This is a genomic window from Sorangiineae bacterium MSr11954 (assembly GCA_037157815.1).
Taxonomy (GTDB): Bacteria; Myxococcota_A; Polyangia; order Polyangiales; family Polyangiaceae; genus Pendulispora; species Pendulispora albinea.
Genome location: CP089984.1, coordinates 5,370,557 through 5,390,974, shown reverse-complemented (window position 1 = coordinate 5,390,974; position 20,418 = coordinate 5,370,557). Strand labels below are relative to the sequence as shown.

Annotated in this window: 22 protein-coding genes and 1 tRNA gene; 9 read left to right on the top strand and 14 right to left on the bottom strand. The window is 66.6% G+C overall.

From position 1 onward, the window contains the following. The first annotated feature begins 30 nt into the window (after window positions 1-30). A complete protein-coding gene (locus LZC94_20995; protein WXB19689.1) occupies window positions 31-735 on the top strand; it encodes an IS3 family transposase in 705 nt (234 codons plus the stop codon). 377 nt (window positions 736-1,112) lie between these two features. Next, window positions 1,113-2,465 carry a hypothetical protein gene (locus tag LZC94_20990; GenBank protein WXB19688.1) on the top strand — a complete coding sequence of 451 codons (1,353 nt, stop codon included), beginning with the start codon at window positions 1,113-1,115 and terminating at the stop codon, window positions 2,463-2,465. A 631-nt stretch (window positions 2,466-3,096) separates the two neighbouring features. Here the strand turns inward: LZC94_20990 and LZC94_20985 are convergent. From LZC94_20985 to LZC94_20955, 7 genes are all read right to left on the bottom strand, one after another. Continuing rightward, on the bottom strand, window positions 3,097-3,510 hold the full coding sequence (locus LZC94_20985; GenBank protein ID WXB19687.1) for a hypothetical protein: 414 nt from the start codon (window positions 3,508-3,510) through the stop codon (window positions 3,097-3,099). A gap of 20 nt (window positions 3,511-3,530) precedes the next feature. Then, complete coding sequence (locus LZC94_20980; protein ID WXB19686.1) at window positions 3,531-4,034, bottom strand: sigma-70 family RNA polymerase sigma factor; 504 nt, start codon at window positions 4,032-4,034, stop codon at window positions 3,531-3,533. Beyond that, on the bottom strand, window positions 4,034-4,462 hold the full coding sequence (locus LZC94_20975) for a hypothetical protein (GenBank protein WXB19685.1): 429 nt from the start codon (window positions 4,460-4,462) through the stop codon (window positions 4,034-4,036). Before LZC94_20975 ends, LZC94_20980 begins: the two co-directional genes overlap by 1 nt. Beyond that, the gene (locus LZC94_20970; protein WXB19684.1) at window positions 4,459-5,100 is read right to left on the bottom strand and encodes an NAD(P)H-binding protein; all 642 of its coding nucleotides are present in this window, start codon (window positions 5,098-5,100) and stop codon (window positions 4,459-4,461) included. Before LZC94_20970 ends, LZC94_20975 begins: the two co-directional genes overlap by 4 nt. A 258-nt stretch (window positions 5,101-5,358) precedes the next feature. Then, complete coding sequence (locus tag LZC94_20965; protein ID WXB19683.1) at window positions 5,359-5,799, bottom strand: hypothetical protein; 441 nt, start codon at window positions 5,797-5,799, stop codon at window positions 5,359-5,361. Window positions 5,800-6,465: 666 nt separating this feature from the next. Then, window positions 6,466-6,537 (bottom strand) — tRNA-Val (locus tag LZC94_20960). Between the two features lie 121 nt (window positions 6,538-6,658). Continuing rightward, window positions 6,659-6,919 (bottom strand): hypothetical protein, encoded by a 261-nt coding sequence (locus tag LZC94_20955; protein WXB19682.1) that lies wholly within the window; start codon window positions 6,917-6,919, stop codon window positions 6,659-6,661. A 445-nt stretch (window positions 6,920-7,364) separates the two neighbouring features. On the opposite strand from LZC94_20955, the gene LZC94_20950 reads away from it, so the two are divergent. Genes LZC94_20950 through LZC94_20935 form a run of 4 tightly spaced genes read left to right on the top strand, consistent with a single transcriptional unit; the run spans window position 7,365 to window position 10,181 of the window. Further along, window positions 7,365-7,814: a hypothetical protein gene (locus LZC94_20950; GenBank protein ID WXB19681.1), complete on the top strand. Its 450-nt coding sequence runs from the start codon at window positions 7,365-7,367 to the stop codon at window positions 7,812-7,814. Next, entirely contained in the window at window positions 7,811-8,683 is an 873-nt protein-coding gene (locus LZC94_20945) for an SH3 domain-containing protein (protein WXB19680.1), read from the top strand. The genes LZC94_20950 and LZC94_20945 overlap by 4 nt, the downstream gene beginning before the upstream one ends. Before the next feature lie 2 nt (window positions 8,684-8,685). Then, a complete protein-coding gene (locus LZC94_20940) occupies window positions 8,686-8,940 on the top strand; it encodes a DUF4266 domain-containing protein (protein WXB19679.1) in 255 nt (84 codons plus the stop codon). Further along, a complete protein-coding gene (locus LZC94_20935) occupies window positions 8,931-10,181 on the top strand; it encodes a DUF3570 domain-containing protein (protein WXB19678.1) in 1,251 nt (416 codons plus the stop codon). Before LZC94_20940 ends, LZC94_20935 begins: the two co-directional genes overlap by 10 nt. 90 nt (window positions 10,182-10,271) lie before the next feature. Here LZC94_20935 and LZC94_20930 read toward each other — a convergent pair whose 3' ends face one another. From LZC94_20930 to LZC94_20920, 3 genes are all read right to left on the bottom strand, one after another. Beyond that, window positions 10,272-11,522, bottom strand: a complete 1,251-nt coding sequence (locus LZC94_20930; protein ID WXB19677.1) for a M48 family metalloprotease — start codon at window positions 11,520-11,522, stop codon at window positions 10,272-10,274. Between the two features lie 5 nt (window positions 11,523-11,527). Then, a complete protein-coding gene (locus LZC94_20925; protein ID WXB19676.1) occupies window positions 11,528-11,962 on the bottom strand; it encodes a tellurite resistance TerB family protein in 435 nt (144 codons plus the stop codon). A gap of 205 nt (window positions 11,963-12,167) precedes the next feature. After that, on the bottom strand, window positions 12,168-12,653 hold the full coding sequence (locus tag LZC94_20920; GenBank protein ID WXB19675.1) for a MarR family transcriptional regulator: 486 nt from the start codon (window positions 12,651-12,653) through the stop codon (window positions 12,168-12,170). Between the two features lie 94 nt (window positions 12,654-12,747). On the opposite strand from LZC94_20920, the gene LZC94_20915 reads away from it, so the two are divergent. After that, window positions 12,748-13,779: a hypothetical protein gene (locus LZC94_20915; GenBank protein ID WXB19674.1), complete on the top strand. Its 1,032-nt coding sequence runs from the start codon at window positions 12,748-12,750 to the stop codon at window positions 13,777-13,779. 23 nt (window positions 13,780-13,802) lie between these two features. Here LZC94_20915 and LZC94_20910 read toward each other — a convergent pair whose 3' ends face one another. Genes LZC94_20910 through LZC94_20895 form a run of 4 tightly spaced genes read right to left on the bottom strand, consistent with a single transcriptional unit; the run spans window position 13,803 to window position 18,250 of the window. Next, a complete protein-coding gene (locus LZC94_20910) occupies window positions 13,803-15,890 on the bottom strand; it encodes an acyl-CoA synthetase (GenBank protein ID WXB19673.1) in 2,088 nt (695 codons plus the stop codon). Beyond that, complete coding sequence (locus tag LZC94_20905) at window positions 15,887-17,218, bottom strand: sigma 54-interacting transcriptional regulator (protein WXB19672.1); 1,332 nt, start codon at window positions 17,216-17,218, stop codon at window positions 15,887-15,889. Before LZC94_20905 ends, LZC94_20910 begins: the two co-directional genes overlap by 4 nt. After that, window positions 17,215-17,778 (bottom strand): hypothetical protein, encoded by a 564-nt coding sequence (locus LZC94_20900; protein ID WXB19671.1) that lies wholly within the window; start codon window positions 17,776-17,778, stop codon window positions 17,215-17,217. The genes LZC94_20905 and LZC94_20900 overlap by 4 nt, the downstream gene beginning before the upstream one ends. Further along, window positions 17,768-18,250 carry a cytochrome c gene (locus LZC94_20895; GenBank protein ID WXB19670.1) on the bottom strand — a complete coding sequence of 161 codons (483 nt, stop codon included), beginning with the start codon at window positions 18,248-18,250 and terminating at the stop codon, window positions 17,768-17,770. Before LZC94_20895 ends, LZC94_20900 begins: the two co-directional genes overlap by 11 nt. Before the next feature lie 146 nt (window positions 18,251-18,396). Between LZC94_20895 and panB the strand changes: the two genes are divergently transcribed. Continuing rightward, a complete protein-coding gene (gene panB, locus LZC94_20890) occupies window positions 18,397-19,353 on the top strand; it encodes a 3-methyl-2-oxobutanoate hydroxymethyltransferase (GenBank protein ID WXB19669.1) in 957 nt (318 codons plus the stop codon). 27 nt (window positions 19,354-19,380) lie between these two features. Beyond that, window positions 19,381-20,328, top strand: a complete 948-nt coding sequence (locus LZC94_20885; protein ID WXB19668.1) for a LysR family transcriptional regulator — start codon at window positions 19,381-19,383, stop codon at window positions 20,326-20,328. Window positions 20,329-20,418 lie beyond the last annotated feature (90 nt).

The following is a 20,418-nucleotide window of genomic DNA, read 5'->3' as shown; positions in this document are numbered from 1 at the left end:
GGCCGCCTGCTCGACGGAATCACGACGCGGTTGGCAGGAGGGATACGCAGTCCACGCATCCACGCCGAACTGCGGGCACGCGGGCTACGCGTTGGAAAAAAACGCGTCGAACGATTGATGCGGGAGTCCGGCCTACGAGCGCGTCAAAAGCGTCGTTTTCGGCATACGACCGATTCAAAGCACGCGTTTACCATCGCTCCGAACCTCCTCGCGCGGGACTTCGAGGCGAGCGCGCCCAATCGGTCGTGGGTGGGAGACGTCACCTTCATCGCGACGGGCGAGGGCTGGCTCTATCTTGCCGTTCTCGTGGACCTCTTCTCACGTCGTGTCGTGGGATGGGCAACGAGCGCCATCAACGACCGCTCCCTCGTCCTCGCCGCGCTCCACCAGGCCCTGCGAACACGTCGACCTGCCCCAGGGCTCATTCATCACACCGACCGCGGAAGCCCGTATGCGAGCGAGGCTTATCGCCAGGCGCTCGCCGCTGCGGGGGTCGTCGTGAGCATGAGTCGCACGGCAGACTGCTACGATAATGCCGTTGCTGAAAGCTTCTTCGCGACGCTGAAGGCTGAACACGTCGACCACCAACGCTACGCCACGCGCGACGACGCGACCGCGTCCATCGGTGACTACATCGAGCACTTCTACAACACCGTACGCCGACATTCGTACGTCGGCTATGTCAGTCCGATGGCGTTCGAATTGAAGTCCCAAGTCGCCGCTCTTGCGGCATAGTTACCGTGTCCACCGCGCCGGGGGAGGATCAAGCCGTGGCAGGCTTCGACCACGTAGGGCAACCTCTCTTTGGTTTTGCCTGATCGTGTGTTTTCTACATCCAGATGTTCGAACAACGCAGCAGGGCATCGGGGGCCGTCCTCGCTTTGCACCCACAGGAATTCGCTAGTCCGCTCGACATTTTCGCCCCGCGTGGGACGCTCGGACCGATCGCAGCTTCGAGCGCGGGATCCTCCGGTCCAACAGTACGAACGGATAGGTTGGCGTGTGGGATGGCGTCGATCTCGGTTCCTCTGTGAAGCCCGAAGTCACCGACGCTACGGTTTCTTCGCGCTCGGTGTGGACCTGTCGCCGGTGAGTGGGTATCTCGGGATAGCATGAACGACCGCCTCCGTGACTTGCCCCGGATGAAGGAGCTTGCTGGGCTGCGCCAGTTTGTCCAAGGGGTGCTTGCGGTAGTTAATGTGGCACGCCCCATTGTACGGCTTGCCGGCAAGGATGTTGAGGCGTTCGATAGGAGAATTGCAGAGTGGAGCGCCTGGGAACAACAAGCCGCGGATCTTGTGTCTGTTCCCGACCGATTCAACCAATTTTTCGGGGCTCGCGGCTGGATCATGTACGAGACGATCAACTTCGAGCTAGCAAAAACATGCGTGGAGAAAGCCGAGGCGGGGAACGTCGATGCTGCCGAAAGAGACCTCGTCGAAGCGATTACGCCGGACAACATTCGCTGGAAGCTCATGCTCATGAGTGGCATTCGTGCGTTTAGGCCACGAGCTGAACTTGCTGAGAAGGCTCGGGTCGACTACGCCGAGGGACGTTATTATGCAAGCGTCCTCGTTACCCTGTCTCTCCTCGACGGCCTTGTGAACGATCTGCATCAACGCCAGATCGGTTTCTTCGCCAAGGACGTCGATCTGAACGCGTGGAACTCGATGTCCGCGCATGGGACAGGACTGGAGCGTCTTTCACGGTTGCTGCAGGAGCCACGCACGAAGACGAGGACCAATGCAATCACACTTCCATATCGTCACGGCATAGTTCACGGGCGCGATCTCGGTTATGACAACAAGATGGTGGCCGCAAAGTCATGGGTTGCCCTCTTCTCGATTCGTGATTGGGCGCTGAAGTCAGAGCAGGGCAAACTCGAACCCCCGCCGCTACAGAAGAAGCAGGGCTCGCGGCAGACTCTCCGGACGCTCGCGACGCGATTGCGGCACCATGTGGAGTTGCACGAGAAGAATGAAGCACTCCGAGCGCTGGTCCAAGCCTGGCGTCCACGGGACATCGAGGTAGCCGCGGAGTATCGATCCGTCACCGAACCTTCAGATCTACCAGATGGGACCCCGGAGCGCGCAGTCCTGGAGTTCTTCTCCTTTTTACGAAAGGGCAACTACGGCGGATTGGTCCGCAGCATGGACCCAGATCTCGCCGACGGCGAGAGCGTGAATCGGACGGCAGGCGCTTATCGGAGGCGCTTCGAAAATACCCGCATCCACGACGTGCGTCTGGTTCGCATAGCCGACCAATCGCCAGCAATCAGTCTAGTATCCGTGCAGGTGCGCGGACAGTTTCGTGATCAGCCGTTCGATCGCGAATTTGAGTTGCGCCTCGTGTACAGGGGCGAGGACCGTAGCTTCCTTCCTGGCGGAGCCCCTGGCGGAGCATGGCGCATTTTCTTCCTGCCGGACTTGCCATCCGCCCCGCTCGAAAAAGAGGACGATGTTTAGACGCACGAGCGCTACGAACGTGGCATCGAAATAAATAGTTCGCGTGGCCCGATGTCGGATCCTTTGTTTGATCAGGTAGGGGTTAGTTGGATTTATCTGTCGTCGTCGTGGTCGTGGCCCCAAACCACCGCACATCCCCCCCAATTCATCGCGACCTGCCTGCACGTCGCCCCGCGACTCGAGCTCGGCGAACGCCGCGAAGAACTTGTTCCAATTCATCCCAATGCGCTCGCACACGGTACTCTTCGACCCGCGAAACTCACCCTGCGCCCGTAGAAATTCGCTGATCCGCTCGACCGCCTCGCCGTAGGCGCTCGGCCCGAGGACCTGGATGCGCGAACGCGTGCGAGCCAGTTGGGGGTGCTAGCGAGCTCAGGCAGCGCGCGGGGGGCCGCCGTCGAGGTTCGTGCACGCTGGCTTCGGCTGCTCGTGACCGGTGACGGTCTCCGGTCTCGCGCGCGATCAGGCTAATCCAACCCTGGCGGGCGCTCGTTGCGCGATCCCGCCCACGGGCCGGCGCCATCGGCCGCGCGCCGAGGGCTCCTGGCCGCTGCGCACTCGGTGGACTGGGCGTCTTGGCCGTGCTTCGCCGTCGCACGACGGAGCGATAAGCGACTCCGTCGACGAAGCGTCATCCATGGGTGATGCCAGGGCCCAGATGGCGAAGGCGATCCGCGTCTGCGTGGAAGAAGATGCGCTGGATCTTGCCGTCGGCGACCGCCAAGAGAAGTGCCGCGAAGGGACGGCGATCCTCGGTCCAAAAGACGATGGCGGGCTGCCCATTGAGCTCGTGTTCTTCGACTTGGAGAGCGATACCCCGCCGCGCCGTGGCGGCGACAACGAAGGCCGTGATGCGCGCCGCGCCGTGCAGTGGACGCGGCAGGTTCCGGATGCCTCCGACGACGCGGCCCTCGGTACCTCCGTCGGCGACCATGACGGCGTCGTCCGCGAGAAGCTCCACCAAGGTGCGCGCATCGCCCGCGGAGGCCGCGTTCAAGAAGGCATGCAGCAACCGGCGATGCTCCTCGGGCCGCGCGGCAAGCATGCGCCGCCCGCTTTCGAGATTCAGTCGCGCGCGCTCGAGCAGCTTGCGGCACGCGGCGGGGCTTTTGCGACGAGCGTCCCGATTTCGCCGTGATCGAACTCGAATACGTCGTGGAGCAAAAGGACCGCGCGCTCCGCGGGCGTCAGCCGCTGCAGGACGACCAAGAAGGCCATGGAGATGCGTTCGATCTGCTCGATCTGTTCGTCTTGTTCGAGCAGCGGCATGCCTCCTTCTTCGAGATCGACCGGCTCGGGGCGCCGATCCGCGCGGCTCTCTTCACGGCGCATTTTGGCGGAGTCGAGCTCGTTCAAACAGAGGCGCGTCACGATGGTGACCAGAAACGCTTTGTCGGATTCCGGCTCTCCGTCGTATTTTTGCCAGCGCAGCCAAGTCTCTTGAACCATGTCCTCGGCGCGGGCAACGTCGCCCAGCATGCGGTAGGCGAACGCGAGGAGCTCGCGCCGGCAAGACTCGAACGCGCTCAGCTTGTGCGTGCTGTGCGACCTGCGGGACTCGGGGCTCATTAGAAGGGCTTCGCTTCCATCAGCAGCGCGATCAATGTAACCGCCCCGCACATGGCCCAGCCCCAACGTTCGACGCTTCGAAGCGCACTTTCGGCGTCCGCCTCCTTCGCCCGCACCCGGCGCAGAGCGGCCTGAGCTCGGAATTGCGAAAGGCCGGCCACGACGAGGAGCGCGAACCCGGAGCGGAACCAGCCTCTCTCGTGAAATGCACCGCCCGCCGTATAGTCGAGCACGACGCCGCTGAGGAACATGATGGCGAAGCTCGCGCGCGTATAGCGAAAGAGACGCTCGATCAAACTGGCAATGGGCGCTGGATCCATACTCGTCCGCCGCGCGAAGGACGCCGCAATGGGGATGGCCCCGAGCAAACCGGTCCCGGCGATGGCGACCATGACGTGGAGCGAGAGTGCTGCCGTGTAGAGCGTCACGCGGCACCTCGCTTCGGGCGGGCGAGCCCCACGATTTCCTTCTTGTGCGTGTCGCGTTCGACGCAATCGATCATGAACGCCGCCGTCGCGCGGAACGACAGCGTGAACCGGCCGTCGGCGTACGTGCCGCTGCGGCTTTGGTACGTCTCGTCGGGGGAGTCGACCAATTTCGGTGGGCGCGCGATCGTCCACTCGAAGTCCGTAGCACGAACGACGGTCTCCATGGCCTCGAGATCCCGCAGGTGGTGTCGGATGAACCATCGGAAAAAAACGAACGAGAGCTTTCGCTCTGGAAACAACAGCGCCGCGGACACAATGGCGAGCCGCGCCACGTCCGCGCGCTGCATCGCGGACACCGTGCTTGCCGCGCACTCGGCCAGCAGGGTGCTCGGGCGAAACGCCTCACGCGAAACCGGCCCGAGCGCCGAGACGACCGCGTCGTGCCCCGTAAGAGCTTCCCCCAGCGCGCGTGCATCGAGTGGGTCGCCCTTCGTGACGGTGAGGGCCGCATGGCGGCGCATGATCTTTGCTGGCGAGCGGACGAACGCGGTCACCTCATGCCCGCGCGCCAGCGCAAGATCGATGATCTGAGTACCCGTTCGCCCGGTGGCGCCGAGTACGAAAAGTCGCAAGGTCATACCCGTAAGACCGACCACGTCGCGGAGATGTGACATCGCACGGCATTTCTCTCGCAGGGATCTCGGCAAGTCCGCAGACCCTTGCGCGCGATGGCGGTGCCAGCGCAATTCTCTCGATATCGCGATCGTTGATACGGTCCACGCCGCTTTCGGAATGCGGGTGCTCCCGGCGCGCGAGTTCCTTCCCGCTGGCGCGGGCAGAACCTCCTCGGCTTCGCGCGGATGGAGGTACGCGAACGATTGGCCCGTACGGGGGGTCTACAGTTCGTGCGGGCCCGCTGCACGCGGCACCGGCCCAAAAGCGTGTCGGCAGTGCGTAGCGTAGCGCGTATCGCTTGCCCGCATCGTCTGGATCGGTGCGCAGCACGACGCGCGCGCCATCCGGAATTCGCGCCGCATGTCTTCGGTCCACAAACCTCCCACCACTCCGAGGACGACCGGCGCATCCTGATCCGCGTCGGAATAGCGCGTCGCCCACGTTAGGAAGTCGGGCTCGCCCTCGGTGATGACGACGTGCAGATTCACCTCATCGATCCAACCGCCCGTCGCCAGCACCGAAACCGCGCTGCCGTCCGCAAGAACGAGCCCGGATGTCTTGTACCCACCTGGAGGTAGCCGCTTGGGCGAATCACCTTCAATGATGCGCCAAGCCCGAACGGAGCGCATGTCCCCGCGCGCGTCGTACACGGGCAGGATCAAACGGTGCCCGGTCTCGGTCCACGCTCGACCGCGAAATCGTGCCCAGCGTGGAAGGGTGGCGTCGCGGGGGGATGATCTTCGCCATGGCACGGTCGTCGATGGCTTCCACGTCGATATCTCGCTCCGAAAGCACCGGCCGCGCGTCCGCATCTTCGGCGACACAGCGAGCTCGAGACCAGAGGTCGCTCACCTCGGCGGGACCGCCATGAAGGCACGAGCCGAAGCCGAACGGCGACGCTCTGTCTTCGACTGAACGAAATCCCGCGCGCCGACGGCGAATACCGCCTCTCCGGCATGCTCAAGATGGACTTACTTCGCGCAGGTGTTTGCGGCGAAGAGCTCCACGTCAAAACGAAGACGAGCCGCCCGGTTCACTTCCATGACCTTCGCGCCACGGGCCTAACGTGAATGGCCATCCGCGGCGACGAGGCTACGAAGATTCACGCGCGGGCCGGTCACGAGAGCTATCAAACGACGCTCCTCGATACGCGGCTTGCGGAGATGCTGGGGCAGGGGACCTTCGGAGACGTTTTCCCGGTCCTACCGGTCCGCCTACTCAACTTGAGAGGCGGGGACACATCGAATCGGACAATTGCTCAGCTTCAACTCAATCGTCCGGCAATCGTCCAATTGTCCAAAAAAACGTCGAATTTCCCGAGAAATCCGTGGGCGCAACAGGATTTGAACCTGTGACTTCGTCCGTGTGAAGGACGCACTCTACCGCTGAGTTATGCGCCCCAGCGCAGCTGCTATCTGGGAAGGGTAATTATCCTACTTGTTCGAGACCTGCAAGCGTGTGTCGCACGACACGCGCTTGCGGGGGTAAAAAAGTTTCGGGGTGCCCGAGGAGTGCCCGAAATTAGCCGTTGAGGACGCGGGGGGATTCGCCGGAGGTGCGGGCCGCGGTGGGGGCAGGGGAGTCGGTGACGACATGGGCCGCGACGGTGGCCGATGAAGAAGAGGCAGAAGAGGACGTGGAAGAATGACGGCCAAGGGACAAGGTGCCGAAAAAGATGCCCAGGGTAAGGGCCAAAACCGCAAAGTGACCTAGAAACGTGCCGGAGCATCCGGCGACGGCGATGGGAGCGAGAGCGGCGAGGCACCAGGGGGTTACGTTCATTGCAGTCTTTCTTCTCCGGGGGAGCACCGCGGTCTGCGTGGACCGCGTGACATGCCTGGGCGTAATGGCCGTAATGGCCGCGATTGCTGGAATCTGGTAGTCGAAGTGCCGAGTACCAGAGGCCCTACATGTAAGATAAGATACGATACCCCTGCGAGGCAGGACAACTTCTACCGAGCTCGGTCCTGCTTCAGCAAGTGAAAGCGACATACGCCGCTGCTTCGCACCTTCTATTCCAAGCTGCGGAGTCAAAAAAGATGCGTGCTTTTCACAACTTACGGGTGCGAACTTTTTTTCGCCGTGGGTGAGCGTCCAAAACCTGTGGGCGAGGGAACACAAAGATCAGCCGGACGCAAGAGGCGCAGGCTATCGTGCGGACCGCTTGATACGCTCGCCCCATCGCGCCCGCCTCCCCATCGAATGCCTGGTATCGCTCCTCCTTCCCATGGCGCTTGCCGCCGGTTTGGTGGCGCTATCGGCCTGCCGTGCGGTTGACCCAGGCCCCAACTTCGTGATCGCCGAGGAGCAGTTCAACGAGGACTACTTCTATTGCCGCGTCGAGCCGCTCCTCATCTTTGGAAAGAAATGTGGCTCGGGGGAGCCGGGGGACGGCGGCAATTGCCACTTCAACGCCTCCGCCGTGAGCGGGATGGCGCTCGTCAACCATGACCCCATCGACTGCGCCGGGGGCGATCATCCGGTCGACCGGACGCGCATCGGCGCGGGGAGCCCTGCCCAAGGGAATTTGCAAGCCGCATCCCTCGAGATGAATCGTGACTACTTGACCGCCCCACTGTTCGTTCGCCCGACCAGCAATCGGGACCATCCACGCGAGGTCTTCAAAAGGGAGGACCCCGTGGTCGACGTGATCCGCACCTGGGCGGAGCGGCCATGACCTCGGCCCGCGCACCCCGTTCGAGCCGGCGCACGATCTTTGCCGCCATGTTGGCCGCGGCGCTGGCCGTCTTTCCAGGCCCCGCCTTTGCGCAACGGGACGCACAACGCAATGCGAGTCGCGACGCGCGCGAGAGCCGCGAAGACCGCGACGAGGAGGTCGAGGCCTTCGCCCGCGTGATCGTCGACTCGGCCGATCTGCGCAGCGGCCCGGGGATCTCGTACCGGATCATCGGCAACGCCAAGCGCGGCGAGACCCTCGCGCTCGACGGCCGACCCACCAGCGGCTTCTGGCTGCGCGTCCTCTTGCCCGACGGGCGTGCGGCGTATGTGCTCGGCGACGCCGTGCAGCCCTTTGCCGTGCACGAAGGCGAGCGCGGGGCGCCCTCGCGGCCCGGCTTCTTTGCCCCGCCGCCGCTGGAGGGTGCGCGCGGCGGCCTCGCGATCGTGGGCGGCATCCTTTCGGGGCCCGTGGGCGATGGCTCGCGCGCGACCTTCGGGTACATGGAGATTCGCCCGCAGATCGTGCTCCATAAAACCATCAGCCTCGACGGGTTTCTGGGCGATGCGCTGACATCGGACGGGCAGCAGCTCCTCTACGGCGCCGGAGCCACCGTGCACTTTTTCCCGAGCTGGGCGGTGTGTCCTTTTGGCACCTTGGGTGGCGGAGGCCTCAGCACCTTTCCCGCGCCCGACTCGTTCGTGCTCAAGAAACAGGACTCGTTCGTGGGACGGGTCGGCGGCGGGTTGCTCCTCGCGCTCCGCAATCGCATCCTCGTTCGGCTCGAGGTGACCAACCTCACTTTGTTCACGGCGGATACTTACAAGAGCGCTCAGACGTATGCGGGCGGACTGGGAGTCTATTTCTAATCATGAAAACAGGAACTCGGCTCCCCGGCCCGTACGTCTCGCTCGGCGGCGCGCACGTCTTGCTCCTCGGCGCCTGCGCCTTGCTCCTCGGCGCCTGCGCGACCGTGAAGCCGCAAGACCGCGGTCAGCTGGCCGATCCCATCATGCAGTTCGAAGGCGATCCGCAGGCTGACTCGCGCGTGCAGCACGCCGTCGACAATCGCGAAGGATCCCACGGGGGCGGCGGCGTTTCCGGTGGAGGCTGCGGGTGCAACTGAGAACCACGCTTTCGGCCTCGTGCATGGCCGCGGGCCTCGTGCTGGGGGCGGGGAGCGCCCGCGCGCAAGGCATCGTGCAGTTCGACACCACGCATACGATTTACCACGAGGCGCCCACCCGCTCGAACATGACCGTCTATTCGCCTTCGGCGGATCTGCGCGCGAGCCCGGCCCAGTTCCTCGACGTGCGGGCCGGGTGGGAGGCCGACATCGTCTCGGGGGCCAGCGTGGCGGTGAAGGCGGGGCCCACGTACAAGGCCAACCACGCGGGGGCCGACGTGATCACCACCGCCAGCGTCAAAGACGTGCGCAACGTGGCCAGGGGCGGCTTCACCTTGAAGAACGACGCGGTGTCGCTCACGCCCGGGTACACGTACTCCACGGAGAAGGATTACAAGTCGCACGCCATCGACATCGCGGCCAGGACGGAGCTGTTCGAGCACAACACGCAGCTCGAGTTCTCCTACGCCCACGACTTCGACCGCGTGTGCGATCGCGTGCAGAGCGCCAACGCGGTGCCCTCGGGTTACCGTGCGCTCGAGAACTCGGTGGGCTGCTTTACGTCGGACGAGGGGCGCAGGACCCGCGACATCGATCGCGATGGCTTTCAGGCCAGCTGGTCGCAAGCGTGGACCCGCATCTTCGCCACGCAGCTCGTCTACTCGGCCGAGGTCCTCCACGGATTCTTGAGCAACCCGTACCGCAGCGTCATCGTGGGCGAGGGGCTCAAGGCGCAGGAGCACCACCCGGAGAACCGCGGCCGCGAGTCGTTGACCCTCCGCGCCAACGTCTTCCTCCAGCCGCTCAAGAGCGCCCTGCGCCTGAAGACGCGCGGCTACTGGGACACGTGGGACGTGAAGAGCCTCACCGTCGAAGCCGAGTTCGAGCGCTACTTCGGCGAGGCGCTGCGCTTGACCCTCCGCGGCCGCTACTACCGCCAGAGCGGCGCCCTCTTCTACAGCGACGACTACACGGGCGGCGACGCGCCTCTGGGCCCCAAAGGGCAATATTTCACGGGCGACCGTGAGCTCTCGCCCTTCAGCAGCGTGCTGCTGGGATTGCGTGTAACCTACACATTGTTGCCGGCGCGCGGGCGCCTCTTCGGCTTGATGCAAAGCTTGAAGCTCGCCGCCACCGGCAACGTGCTCCAGTTCGACTACAGCGACTATACCCTCGGCGGCGCCGCCATCGGCAATGCGCGCGCGTACATCGGCGGGCTCGCGGTGTCGGCCGTCTTCTGAGCCGAAGCTTCGATCTTGAGCATCGCCGCCGCGTGCAACGGCGCCGCCATGCGCGAACGCGCCGCTGCGCGCGAACGGCGATGTCGCCCGTCAATCCATCGGCGAGGCCGCCCCGGCCAGCGTTTGGTCGACGATCCGCTCGTCCACCCCGAGGCGGCCCGCGATGCGCGCGATCGCGTCGCGCTCGGACGCGTCGACGCAGCCATCGGCCGCGGCGATGATCGTCAGGTGCTGCACGAGCTGCAGACGGCCGGAGAGCGGAACGCGCTCGGGCGCGCTCGCCAGGAGGGCGTCGAGCTCGCGCGCGCTCGCCTCGGGTGCGCTCGGAGCCCCAGCTTGATCGTGGCCGAGGAGCGCGTGCAGCGCACTCTGCTCCGACTCGGTGATGACGCCGTTGGCGGCTGCCACCGACACACCGGCGTGGTAGAGGAGCCGCCGCATGAACGAGGACTCCGCCGTCGTTTCTTCCAGGTAGGTCGGCTCCATCAGCGCCAGATCGCGCTCCACCACCGCCTCGACCTGATCCTGATCGAGCTCACCGCCCTGCGACGCGCCGATGAAGCTCGCGTAGGCGCGCGAGCGCGCGAAGGCGAGGAGCGCGCGGACGCGCACCGGCGTGTAGGGGTGCGTGGAGAAGCAATCGAGCGTGTCGTCGTCGTCGCGCGGCTTTACGCGCGCGGCCGGCGCCGACACGATGGACTCGACCTGCTCGACGAACGCGCGGAGGTCGGGACGGATCACGTCGGAGGTGATGCCGCTCGCCATCTTGAAGAACGCGCGCGCCGCCACCTCGGGATCGCGCGCACAGAGGAGCCCCGCGCGGTCCGCGCTCACCTCGGCCGCCCGGCACCAGACGAATAACTGCAACTGAGTCGCTCGACCGACGATGGGGCCGCCGAGGTCCTCGATGGTGGCGGTGATGGGCATGGGGATGGCGAAGTGATCGAAGGCCACGTGCCCGAGCTCGTGCCCGAGCACGAACTTCAGCTCGCCGGCGGTGAAGTGCTGCAGGAGCTGCGAGGTCACGCCGATCATGATGTGCCCGGACGGGCTCTTCGCGCAGAAGGCCCCGAACTGCGGATCGGGCCGCACGAACATCTCGACCGGCTCGCGCACACCGAGAGCTTCGCGGCACTCGGCGAGCGCGTCGGCGACGTGCGGCGCCATCGTGCGATTGAGGCGCAAGGCACCGGCCAAGAGCTCTCGCCGGTGCCGGAACCCGTAGCCGCTGGCGCGCTCGCGGAACTTTTCGATCGCGCGCTTCACGCCGCTGTCCGCGCGAAGCTGCTCGCCGAGGGCGAGATCGCGGCGGGCTCGAAGCTCTCGGATGTCGCGGTCCATCGTGCCTAGACTGCGTACTTCAGGGCGAGGACTTGAATCGCCTGTTGCGCCAGCGCGTCGTCGATGCCGAGGATGCGCTGCATGGTCTCGAGCAGCTCCTCTTCGCGTTCGTCGATGTCGCCGGAGGCGAGCGCGATGTCGGCCGCCAAGATGAAGCACTTCTTTCGGACCGATTCGCTGCTGATGTCGCCGAGCGCGCGCACCGACTCTTTGAGGGTGCTGAACTTCTGAGCGACCTTGTTCGCTTGTTGCAGCTGCTCCTCGAAGTCCGCGTCGCGAAACTCGGGGAGGGTCGTCAGGAACGCTTCCAAGGTGGCTCGCTCGGAGCCCTCGAGGACTCCGTCGGCGCCGGCCATGAGCAGCATGCCGTGCAAAAGGAGCACGTCGTCCGAAGCTTTCTTCTGGGGTTGCGTACCGAGAATTTTGCTGAAGAGTCCCATCGTGTCACCTCGTTGTTCGAGCACATTCGCCTCGCCGCCACGACATCGTCAAGCGCGAAGCAGGTGCATCGACCGAAGATTTTCACGGAGGAAGATCTCCCGAAACGCGGACGTAACAAGTGGGAACGCGGTGTTCCATGACCGCCGATCGAACGCGCGCTGCGAGCATGTTCGGTGGCACGATCGTTCTCGTGACCCGCGCGTCTCACCGCGGTTTCTTGACCGGCCACCACGGCGCGACGATCCGGCTGAGCGCATCGCGCAGCGCGGGCACCTCGGAGGCCGTGAGCGGCGCCAAGAACTCGCGCTCGGCGCGCTCGACGTGAGCGTACGCCTCCTTGAGGAGGCGCTTGCCCTTGGGGGTGAGCTCCAGGACATAACGGCGCCGGTCCTCGAGGCTGCGCTCCCGCCGGACCAGCTCGCGCCCCTCCAGATCGTCGATGACGGCCACGATCAGGTTCTTGTCGATGCCGAGGATGTCCCCCACCTCTTGCTGGGAAAGCGGCCTTCCCATGTTGATCATGGTCATCACGTTGAAGTGGCGCGCGCGCAGGCCCGATGCGGCGAGCGCGTCCTCCGCCAGCCGCAGCGCCAGCTCCCCGGCCTTGATGAAGAGGTATCCGGTGCGCTGACCCAGGGCGACATCGGTGAGCGAGGGGGCCGGAGAGGGGGCGTTCTTGCGGGAGGACATGGCGCACCAACTTACCCAGGCCGGGGAAGAACATCATTCGATTATATAATATATTATATTGACGATATAAATTATACCATAGATCGTTCGTACCATGACATCACTCGGCTGCGGAGCGTGGGCGAGCGGCCCCTCGCGCCTTTCGGGGAGCGCCAACGGGTGGGCACCTTCGCTTCTTCGGCGCGTGCGCGACCGGGTCGGGGGATCGTTCCTTCCGGTGTTGCTGCTGCTCGGCGGGGCGGCGCCGATGTCGGTCGCGAAGGAGGCCAAGGCGGAGAGCCCGCCGGCCGAGCGCCCGCTGCGCTATACGAACACGGTTGGCGTTCAGCTCAATCCACGGCTCGGGGGCGACGAGTTTCGCATCCGCTACCGGCGGCGCCTCTACGAGGGAGGGGACTCGCTCCTTGGCCGGCAGAACTTCGCCGGCGCCTTTGGCGGGGTGGCCATCGGCGCGGGCGCCTTGCGCCCGGTGATCGGCTTCGAGCTGCAGCCGCTGTCGGTGCTCTCGCTCGGTGTCGCGTACAACCCGGTGTATTACCTCGATACGTTCGGGGTGGCGCAATCGTATCCGTCGCCGGGCGCTCACTACGGCAGCAGCGCTCTCGGTGCGCCCAACGATGGTCCCGGCGGGAGCTATGCGCTGTTCGTGCACCAGCTCACCTTGAACGCGTCGCTTCAAGCGAAGCTGGGCGCCCTCTTCGTGCGCTCCGCCGTGCGCGCGACCCACGTGCACGCCGAGCTGCACGGCGGCGATCGCGTCCTCTACGATCCCACCTCCGACGTCGTCGTCTACCGGCGCGGCTGGGTCCTGCAGAACGACTCGGATCTGGGCGTGTTCCTCTCGCCGAAGCTGTTGATCGGCGCGCGGCACACGTTGGTGGCGACGTGGTACCCAAGGGGCGCGTTCGGGCCGGGGGAGCCGCGCGATGCGCACGATAGCCCCACGTCCCGCGTGGGGCCGCTCGGGTCGTACACGTTCTTCGAGGGACGCGGTGGCGTGCTCGACACGGCGAGCGTGTCGCTGGTGCTCCAGTGGTACCTCGCGCATCGCTTTCGCACGGGGGAGTCGAGCCCCGCGGCCGTACCGCTCGCGGGTTTGGCGTTCTCGTTCTCGGGCGATCTCTGAAGGCGCCTCGCCGCCTCGCTCCCTCAGACGAGCGAGAACGGAAAGGGATAGCGCCCGAGCACCCGCGCCGCGTTGGCCTCGTGCGGCGCCCCGCGCAGCTCGGCGCGCACCGAGAGGCCGCGGCTCGTGTCGTCGGTCACCTCGAGGCGCACCAGATCGACGCCGCTCTCGCGCAGCGCGGTGGACAGCGCGTCCTCGACCTCGCGCCGCCGCAACGTGGGCTTGAAGATCTTGCCGACGGCCGTCAGCGGCATCGCCTCGATGAAGCGGATCGCCTTGGGCATCGCCGCCCGCTCGGAGATCTCGGGCTCGAGGAACTTCAGGAGCTCCTGCTCCGAGGCGCGCTCGCCCGACTTGAGCTGCACGTACGCCACGGGGAACTCGCCCGCGTGCGCGTCGGGGCGTCCGATGGCGGCGGCCAGCTGCACGGCGGGGTGGCGGTGCAGCGCGCTCTCGATGATGGCGGGATCGATGTTGTGGCCCCCGCGGATGATCAGATCCTTCTTGCGACCCGTGAGCCAGAAATAGCCGTCGCGATCGCGCCGGCCCAGATCGCCCGTGTCGAGCCAGCGGCGGCCGTCACCCAGATCGGGGAAGATGCGCGCGTTGGTGAGCTCGTGCTCGGCCGACGCGTAGCCGTCGAAGACGTTGGGGCCCGCGATCACGATCAGGCCCACCTCGTCGTCGGCGCAGTCGCGAACGTAGCGGCCTTGGTCGTCGAGCAGCACCGTCTTCATGAGCTGCCCCGGGAGGCGAAGCCCGATCGAGCCGCGGCGCCGATCGCCCAGCGGTGGGTTCACGCTGCTCACGCACGTGCCCTCCGTGAGGCCGTAGCCCTCGAGGATCTTCAGCCCCGTGCGCTCCTCGAACTCGCGGAGCACCTCCACCGGCATGGGCGCGGCGCCGCACAAGCCGTACTCGAGCGAGTCCACCCGGTGGTCGCCGGTGGGGACCTGCAAGAGCGACGCATAGAGCGTGGGCACGCCGCTGAAGAAGTGGATGCGGTGGTGCTCCACGATCTCCCAGAAGCGCTTCACCACGCCCTCGCCGCGGTAGCCTTGCGGGGTGCCGAGGATCACGTGGCCCCCGCGCGAGAACGGCACCAGCCCCGTGACCAGCACGCCGTTCACGTGAAAGAGCGGCAGCCCGCAGAAGAAGTTTTTGCGCGCCCCCACGCTGTGGCCCAGGATGGTCGACGTGCTCCACGCGTTGGCGACCTCGTTGCCGTGGTGGCGCACCGCCATCTTCGGCAGCCCGGTGGTGCCGCCGGTGCAGAACATCGACGACCGGTCCTCCGCGGCGATCCGGCGCCCGCTGCGAAGCCGGTCCCCCGGCTCGCGCCGGAGCAGGCGCCAGAGCTCGTGCACGCGCACCGCCCGGGGCACCGCCCCGCGCACACCGCGAACGCCGTGCTGGCGCAGCACCTCGCGCTTCTGGAGGAGCCGGGCCCCGAGCTGCTTCGGTCCGCGCACGCGGCGGGCGAGGTCGACCAGCACCAGGTGCCGGAGCGCGCGCACGCGCGGCAGGATCGTCTGCACCTTGGGCCAGAGATCCGTCCCGGGAAAGGGCGCCAGGGTCACCAGGATCGACGCGCCGGCCGCGTCGAGCAGCTCGGCGATGGTGGCCGGCTCGAGCAGCGGGTTGATGGGCATCACCACGCCCGCGGCTTCGCCGCCCCAGATCGCGAAGTGCATCTCCGGGAGGTTGGGGAGGAGCAGCGCGATGACCGTGTTCGCGTCGGCGCCGAGCGTATGAAAGGCGTTGGCGGTCTGGGTGATGCGCGCGACCAGCTCCCGGTAGTTCCAGGTCTCGGGCTGGCGGTGATCGCCCGTGCGCAGAAAGAACGAGAGGGCGGGCGCGTCGGGATCCAGGGCGGCGCCGCGCTGGATCATCTCGTAGGTGCTCGCGGGCAGATCGCTCGGAATTTCGGCTTCGATGGCCTCGACATCGGCGAGGGTCGCGACGCCGCGTCCGGCCGCGCCGCCGCGTTCGGCCGCGCTGCCACGTTCGGTCGCGCCGCCACGTCCGGCCGCGCCGCCGCGTTCGGTCGCGCCGCCACGTCCGGCCGCGCCGCCACGTTCGGCCGCGCCGCCGCGTTCGGCGTGGGTCACGATTCGCTCTCGCCGCGCAGCCCGTGCTTCTTGGCCATATCGTGCAGGTGCTTGCGGTCCATGCGCGCTTCGCGGGCGGCGGCGCTCACATTGCCGTGGTGGCGGCCGAGCAGCCATTTGACATAGCGGCGCTCGAAGTCGGCGTCGTACTTGGCGCGGGTCTCGCGGTAGCTCTTGGCCGGCTCGAATTGGAACGGGCTGCCCTCGGGGGAGGCCGTCGAGAGCGGGAAGGTGATGGCCGAGAGCTCGGTGCCCCCGGTGGGCTTCACCATGTAGATGGCCCGCTCGAGCACGTTGCGGAGCTCGCGCACATTGCCGGGCCAGTCGTGCGCCAAAAGCGAGTCGAGGGAGTCCTTCGGCAGCACCAGATCGGTGGCGCCTGCGCTCTTCAAGATGTGGAAGATGAGCGGCGTGATGTCGTCGCGCCGGGAGCGCAGCGGGGGAATGGTGATGGGCACCACCGCCAGCCGGAAGTACAGGTCCTCGCGGAACTTGCCGCCGGCCACCTCGCGCTCGAGGTTGCGCTTGGTCGCTGCGATGACGCGCACGTCGGCCGCCAGCGTTTTGTTGCCGCCAACCCGACGAAACTCGCGCGTCTCCAGCACGCGCAAGAGCTTGGGTTGCACATCGAGCGGGAGCTCGCCAATCTCGTCGAGGAAGACGGTGCCGCCGTCGGCCAGCTCGAAGGCGCCCTGGCGCGTGGTCACCGCGCCCGTGAAGGCGCCGCGCTCGTGGCCGAAAAGCTCGCTCTCGATGAGCGAGTAGCTCACGGCGCCGCAGTCGACCACCGTGAACGGCTTGCTCGCGCGCGGGCTCTCCTTGCAGATGCCGCGGGCGAGGACGTCTTTGCCGGTGCCCGTCTCGCCCTCGAGCAGCACGGTGGCGTCGGTGCGGGCGATGCGCTCGAGCACCGCGAAGATGGTGCGCATGGCGACGCTGTGGCCGATGGCGCCGCCGAAGGACTGCGCCTCGCTCGGCAGGACGTCCATCTTCTGCGGCGCCGGACGAAGCCCGATCTCCACCTCGCCCACGCGCAAGATGGTGCCCGGCGGAAAGATGCCCTCGGTCACCCGCGCGCCGGAGACCACGATGCCGTTGGTCGACTCGAGATCGCGTACCAGCACGCCGGCCACGGTGCGCGTGAGCTCGCAGTGGTGGCGCGAGACGGTGTCGTCGAGCAGCACCAGCTCGTTGTCGGGCGCCTTGCCGACCCGGATCTTTCCCTTGAGCGGCAGGGTGGTGCCTTTGCTGGCGCCGGAGAGGACGGTCACCACCACCTCGACGGCGAACGAAGGGCCGCCAAACGCACGGGTCTCGGGCGATTTCATCGCGCCTCCAGCGCCGTCACCACGTCGATCGAGGTGGTTCGTTCGCCCGATAAATGCACATAACGTTGGACGGGTTGGACGGGGCCGTTGCCGTGATCGGTCACGAGAGAGACTTCGACGAGGTAGTCGCCGTCCACCAAGCGCGGGGCATGGTCGACGATACGGGGGGCGTGCACATCTTGGCCGTACCGGAATGTGGCCTCGCGCGCAAAATATCCGGCGGTTGCGCTGGGCGCAGCGCTGCGACCTGCCGCACCGGCTCCGTGGGCGACATCGGTAGGAAGAGGTCCAAAATAGCGAATCTGCAGTTCTTTCACGCGTGCGGCTCCGTTGCCGAGGACGACGTGCACCGTTTGATCTTTGGGCAATTGGGGGGCGACCAAGAACCCGCCCACCAGCAAGATAGCCCCAAATAGGAGAAGGATGCCCGATCGCCTCCGCGGTCCAGCCGGAGGCTCGACCGGAGCGTCCGTGCTCGGCCGGTCCGGAGGCGGCGGGTCCGTGCTCGGCCGGTCCGCGGGCGGCGGGTTGGTCGGGGAGTCCGGAGGGCTAGCGTCCACGTGCTGCACGGATGCGGGAAACGAGCCCAGCTACCACTCGGTCCGAGAGATCGAAGCGGGGCATCTGGTTTTTGCCAGTGCGGATCGTGGCCCCGATCTCCGCGTCCGTCACCTTGGCTTGCCACTCCTCGCGCGTTAAATCGGGCGCCCGGACCATGGGGCCGTTGGGGCCGTCGCCATGGCCCGTGCGCCCGTGGCATACGACGCATTGGTTCTGCCAGGTGAGCTCGACGACCGAATCATCGCCGCCGGAGCCGCCGCTCGCCGCGGGCGCGGCCGATCCGCGTGGCGCGGGGGCGGCTTGGATGCCGGCCTGCAAGCGCCCGCGCTCCTCGATGCGGTCGTGGTCGGTGGGGGTCCACTCGCGGGCACCCTCGGAGGAGGGCGCGCGGTCGCATGCGGCGGCGGCCAGCGCCAACAGCGCGAAGGCAGCGGAATACTTGTAAAAATGAGATGACGGCAATGCTTTCATGGCCTGGTCGGGGTCTAACGGCTCTCGGGTACGCGACGTTAGCACGAGGTTCTACCTCGACACCTGACCCGGTCGACGCTAGCTTTTTCCTCAGGCGTGGACCGATTCCCGAAGGGGATACAGAACCGGCCGCGACCCGGAGGATCATGTACTCAAATGCAGGGAATCGTGCGCCGAAGGCCGGTGGCGCCGAGGGTGCAGCGCGCAAGATCACCGTTCCGGATCTTCGAGGTCGAAAGGTCGCGCGCGGCGAGGCGGCCATCGCCATGGTGACCGCCTACGACTACACCATGGCGCTCCTGGTGGACGAGGCCGGGGTCGACGCCATCCTGGTGGGCGACTCGCTGGGCATGGTGGTGCAGGGTCTGCCGAACACCATTCCCGTCACCTTGGAGGAGATCGCGTACCACGGCCGCGCCATTCAGCGGGCGCAGCCCCGCGCGCACGTGGTCGGCGATCTGCCGTTCATGAGCTACCAAGTTTCGCCCGCCCAGGCGGTGGAGAGCGGCGGGCGCCTCATGAAGGAGGGGCTCTTCGAGAGCGTGAAGCTCGAAGGGGGCCAAGAGTTCGCCGATCACGTGTATCGGCTGGTCCGCTCGGGCATCCCGGTGATGGGCCACGTGGGCCTCCTGCCGCAGACGGTGCACGCCATGGGCGGCTTCAAGGTGCAAGGGCGGGGGAGCGAAGCCGAACAACGGCTGCTCGCCGACGCGCGCGCGCTCGAGCAAGCGGGCGCCTTCGCCATCGTCCTCGAGGCCATTCCGCCGGACGTCGCGGCGCGGGTCACCAACGCCCTTTCCATCCCGACCATCGGCATCGGCGCCGGCCCGATCTGTGACGGACAAGTGCTGGTCTGTACCGACTTGCTCGGCCTCACGGGCGGAAAGTCGCCCAAGTTCGCCAAGCGCTTCGCGGATCTGGGGCCGGCGGTGGTGAAGGCGGTCTCCGACTATGTCTCCGAGGTGCGCGATGGTTCGTTTCCGTCCGCGCAGCATAGCTACAAGCCGAATCGCGCGGCCGAGAGCTCGGTGATCGAGCCCACGGAGAGCTCCGAGCGGCTGCACGCGTTCGACGAGCCGCTGGCCATCGATTTTTGGAACTGATTCGACGCCGCCGATAGCATTCATGCCGTGAATCTCGGCGGCATCGATTTGAACTTGCTGGTGGTGCTCGACGCGCTGCTCGTGGAGCAGCACGTCACCCGCGCGGCGCGGAGGGTTGGTTTGAGCCAGCCGGCCATGAGCAACGCGCTCGGCCGCCTTCGCCGGCTGCTGGGCGATCCGATCCTGGTGCCCGGCGTCCGGCGAAAGCTGGTGCCGACGGCGCGCGCCCATGCGCTGGCGGCGCCGCTCCACCGCATCCTCGGCGAGCTGGGGGACGCGCTCGATCCGGCGCCGCCTTTTGCGCCGGAGCGAACGCGGCGCGCCTTTACCCTGGTGACCAACGACTACATGCAGGCGGCCGTCCTGGTGCCGCTCGCCCGGCGCCTCTCGGCCGAGGCGCCCTTCGTCGATCTGGTGCTGCAGCCGCCCTTTCGCTATGCGGATTGGGACGCCGTCCTCTCCGGCGGCGCCGATGCCGCGCTCTTGCCGGTGGGCGACACGGAGCTGCCGCGCGGGCTGCATCGCCGGACGCTCTTGATCGATCCGTTCGTGTGCATCGTGCGGCGGGGGCACCCGCGCGTCTCGCGGCGGCTCACGTTGAAGACGTACCTTTCGCTGCCGCACGTGGTGGTGTCGCCGGGCGGCGTGGGCGGGCCCTCCACGGTTGACAAGGCGATCGGGCAGCTCGGGGCGAGCCGGCGGGTGGGGCTCAAGGTCGCCTTCTTCAACGTGGCGCCGCTGGCGGTCGCGAGCACGGACTTCGTCGCCACCCTGCCCGCGTCGCTCGCGCACGTGCACCTTCGCCGCCTGGGGCTCCGCGCCTTCCCGCCGCCCATCGAGGTGCCGCCGGTCGAGCACAGTCTCTTTTGGCACGATCGAACGGAGCACGCGGCCGAGCACGCGTGGCTGCGCGAGCGCATTTTCGCGGTGGCGTCGGAGGCTGCCTCGCGCGCGAAGCGATCATTCACGCGGTGAATGCTCGGACATAGCGAATGTCCATTGGCGCCTGTTCGCACGGTTCCGCAAAGTGCACGGTGTCCCGCGTACAGCGGGCATTCTTCGAGC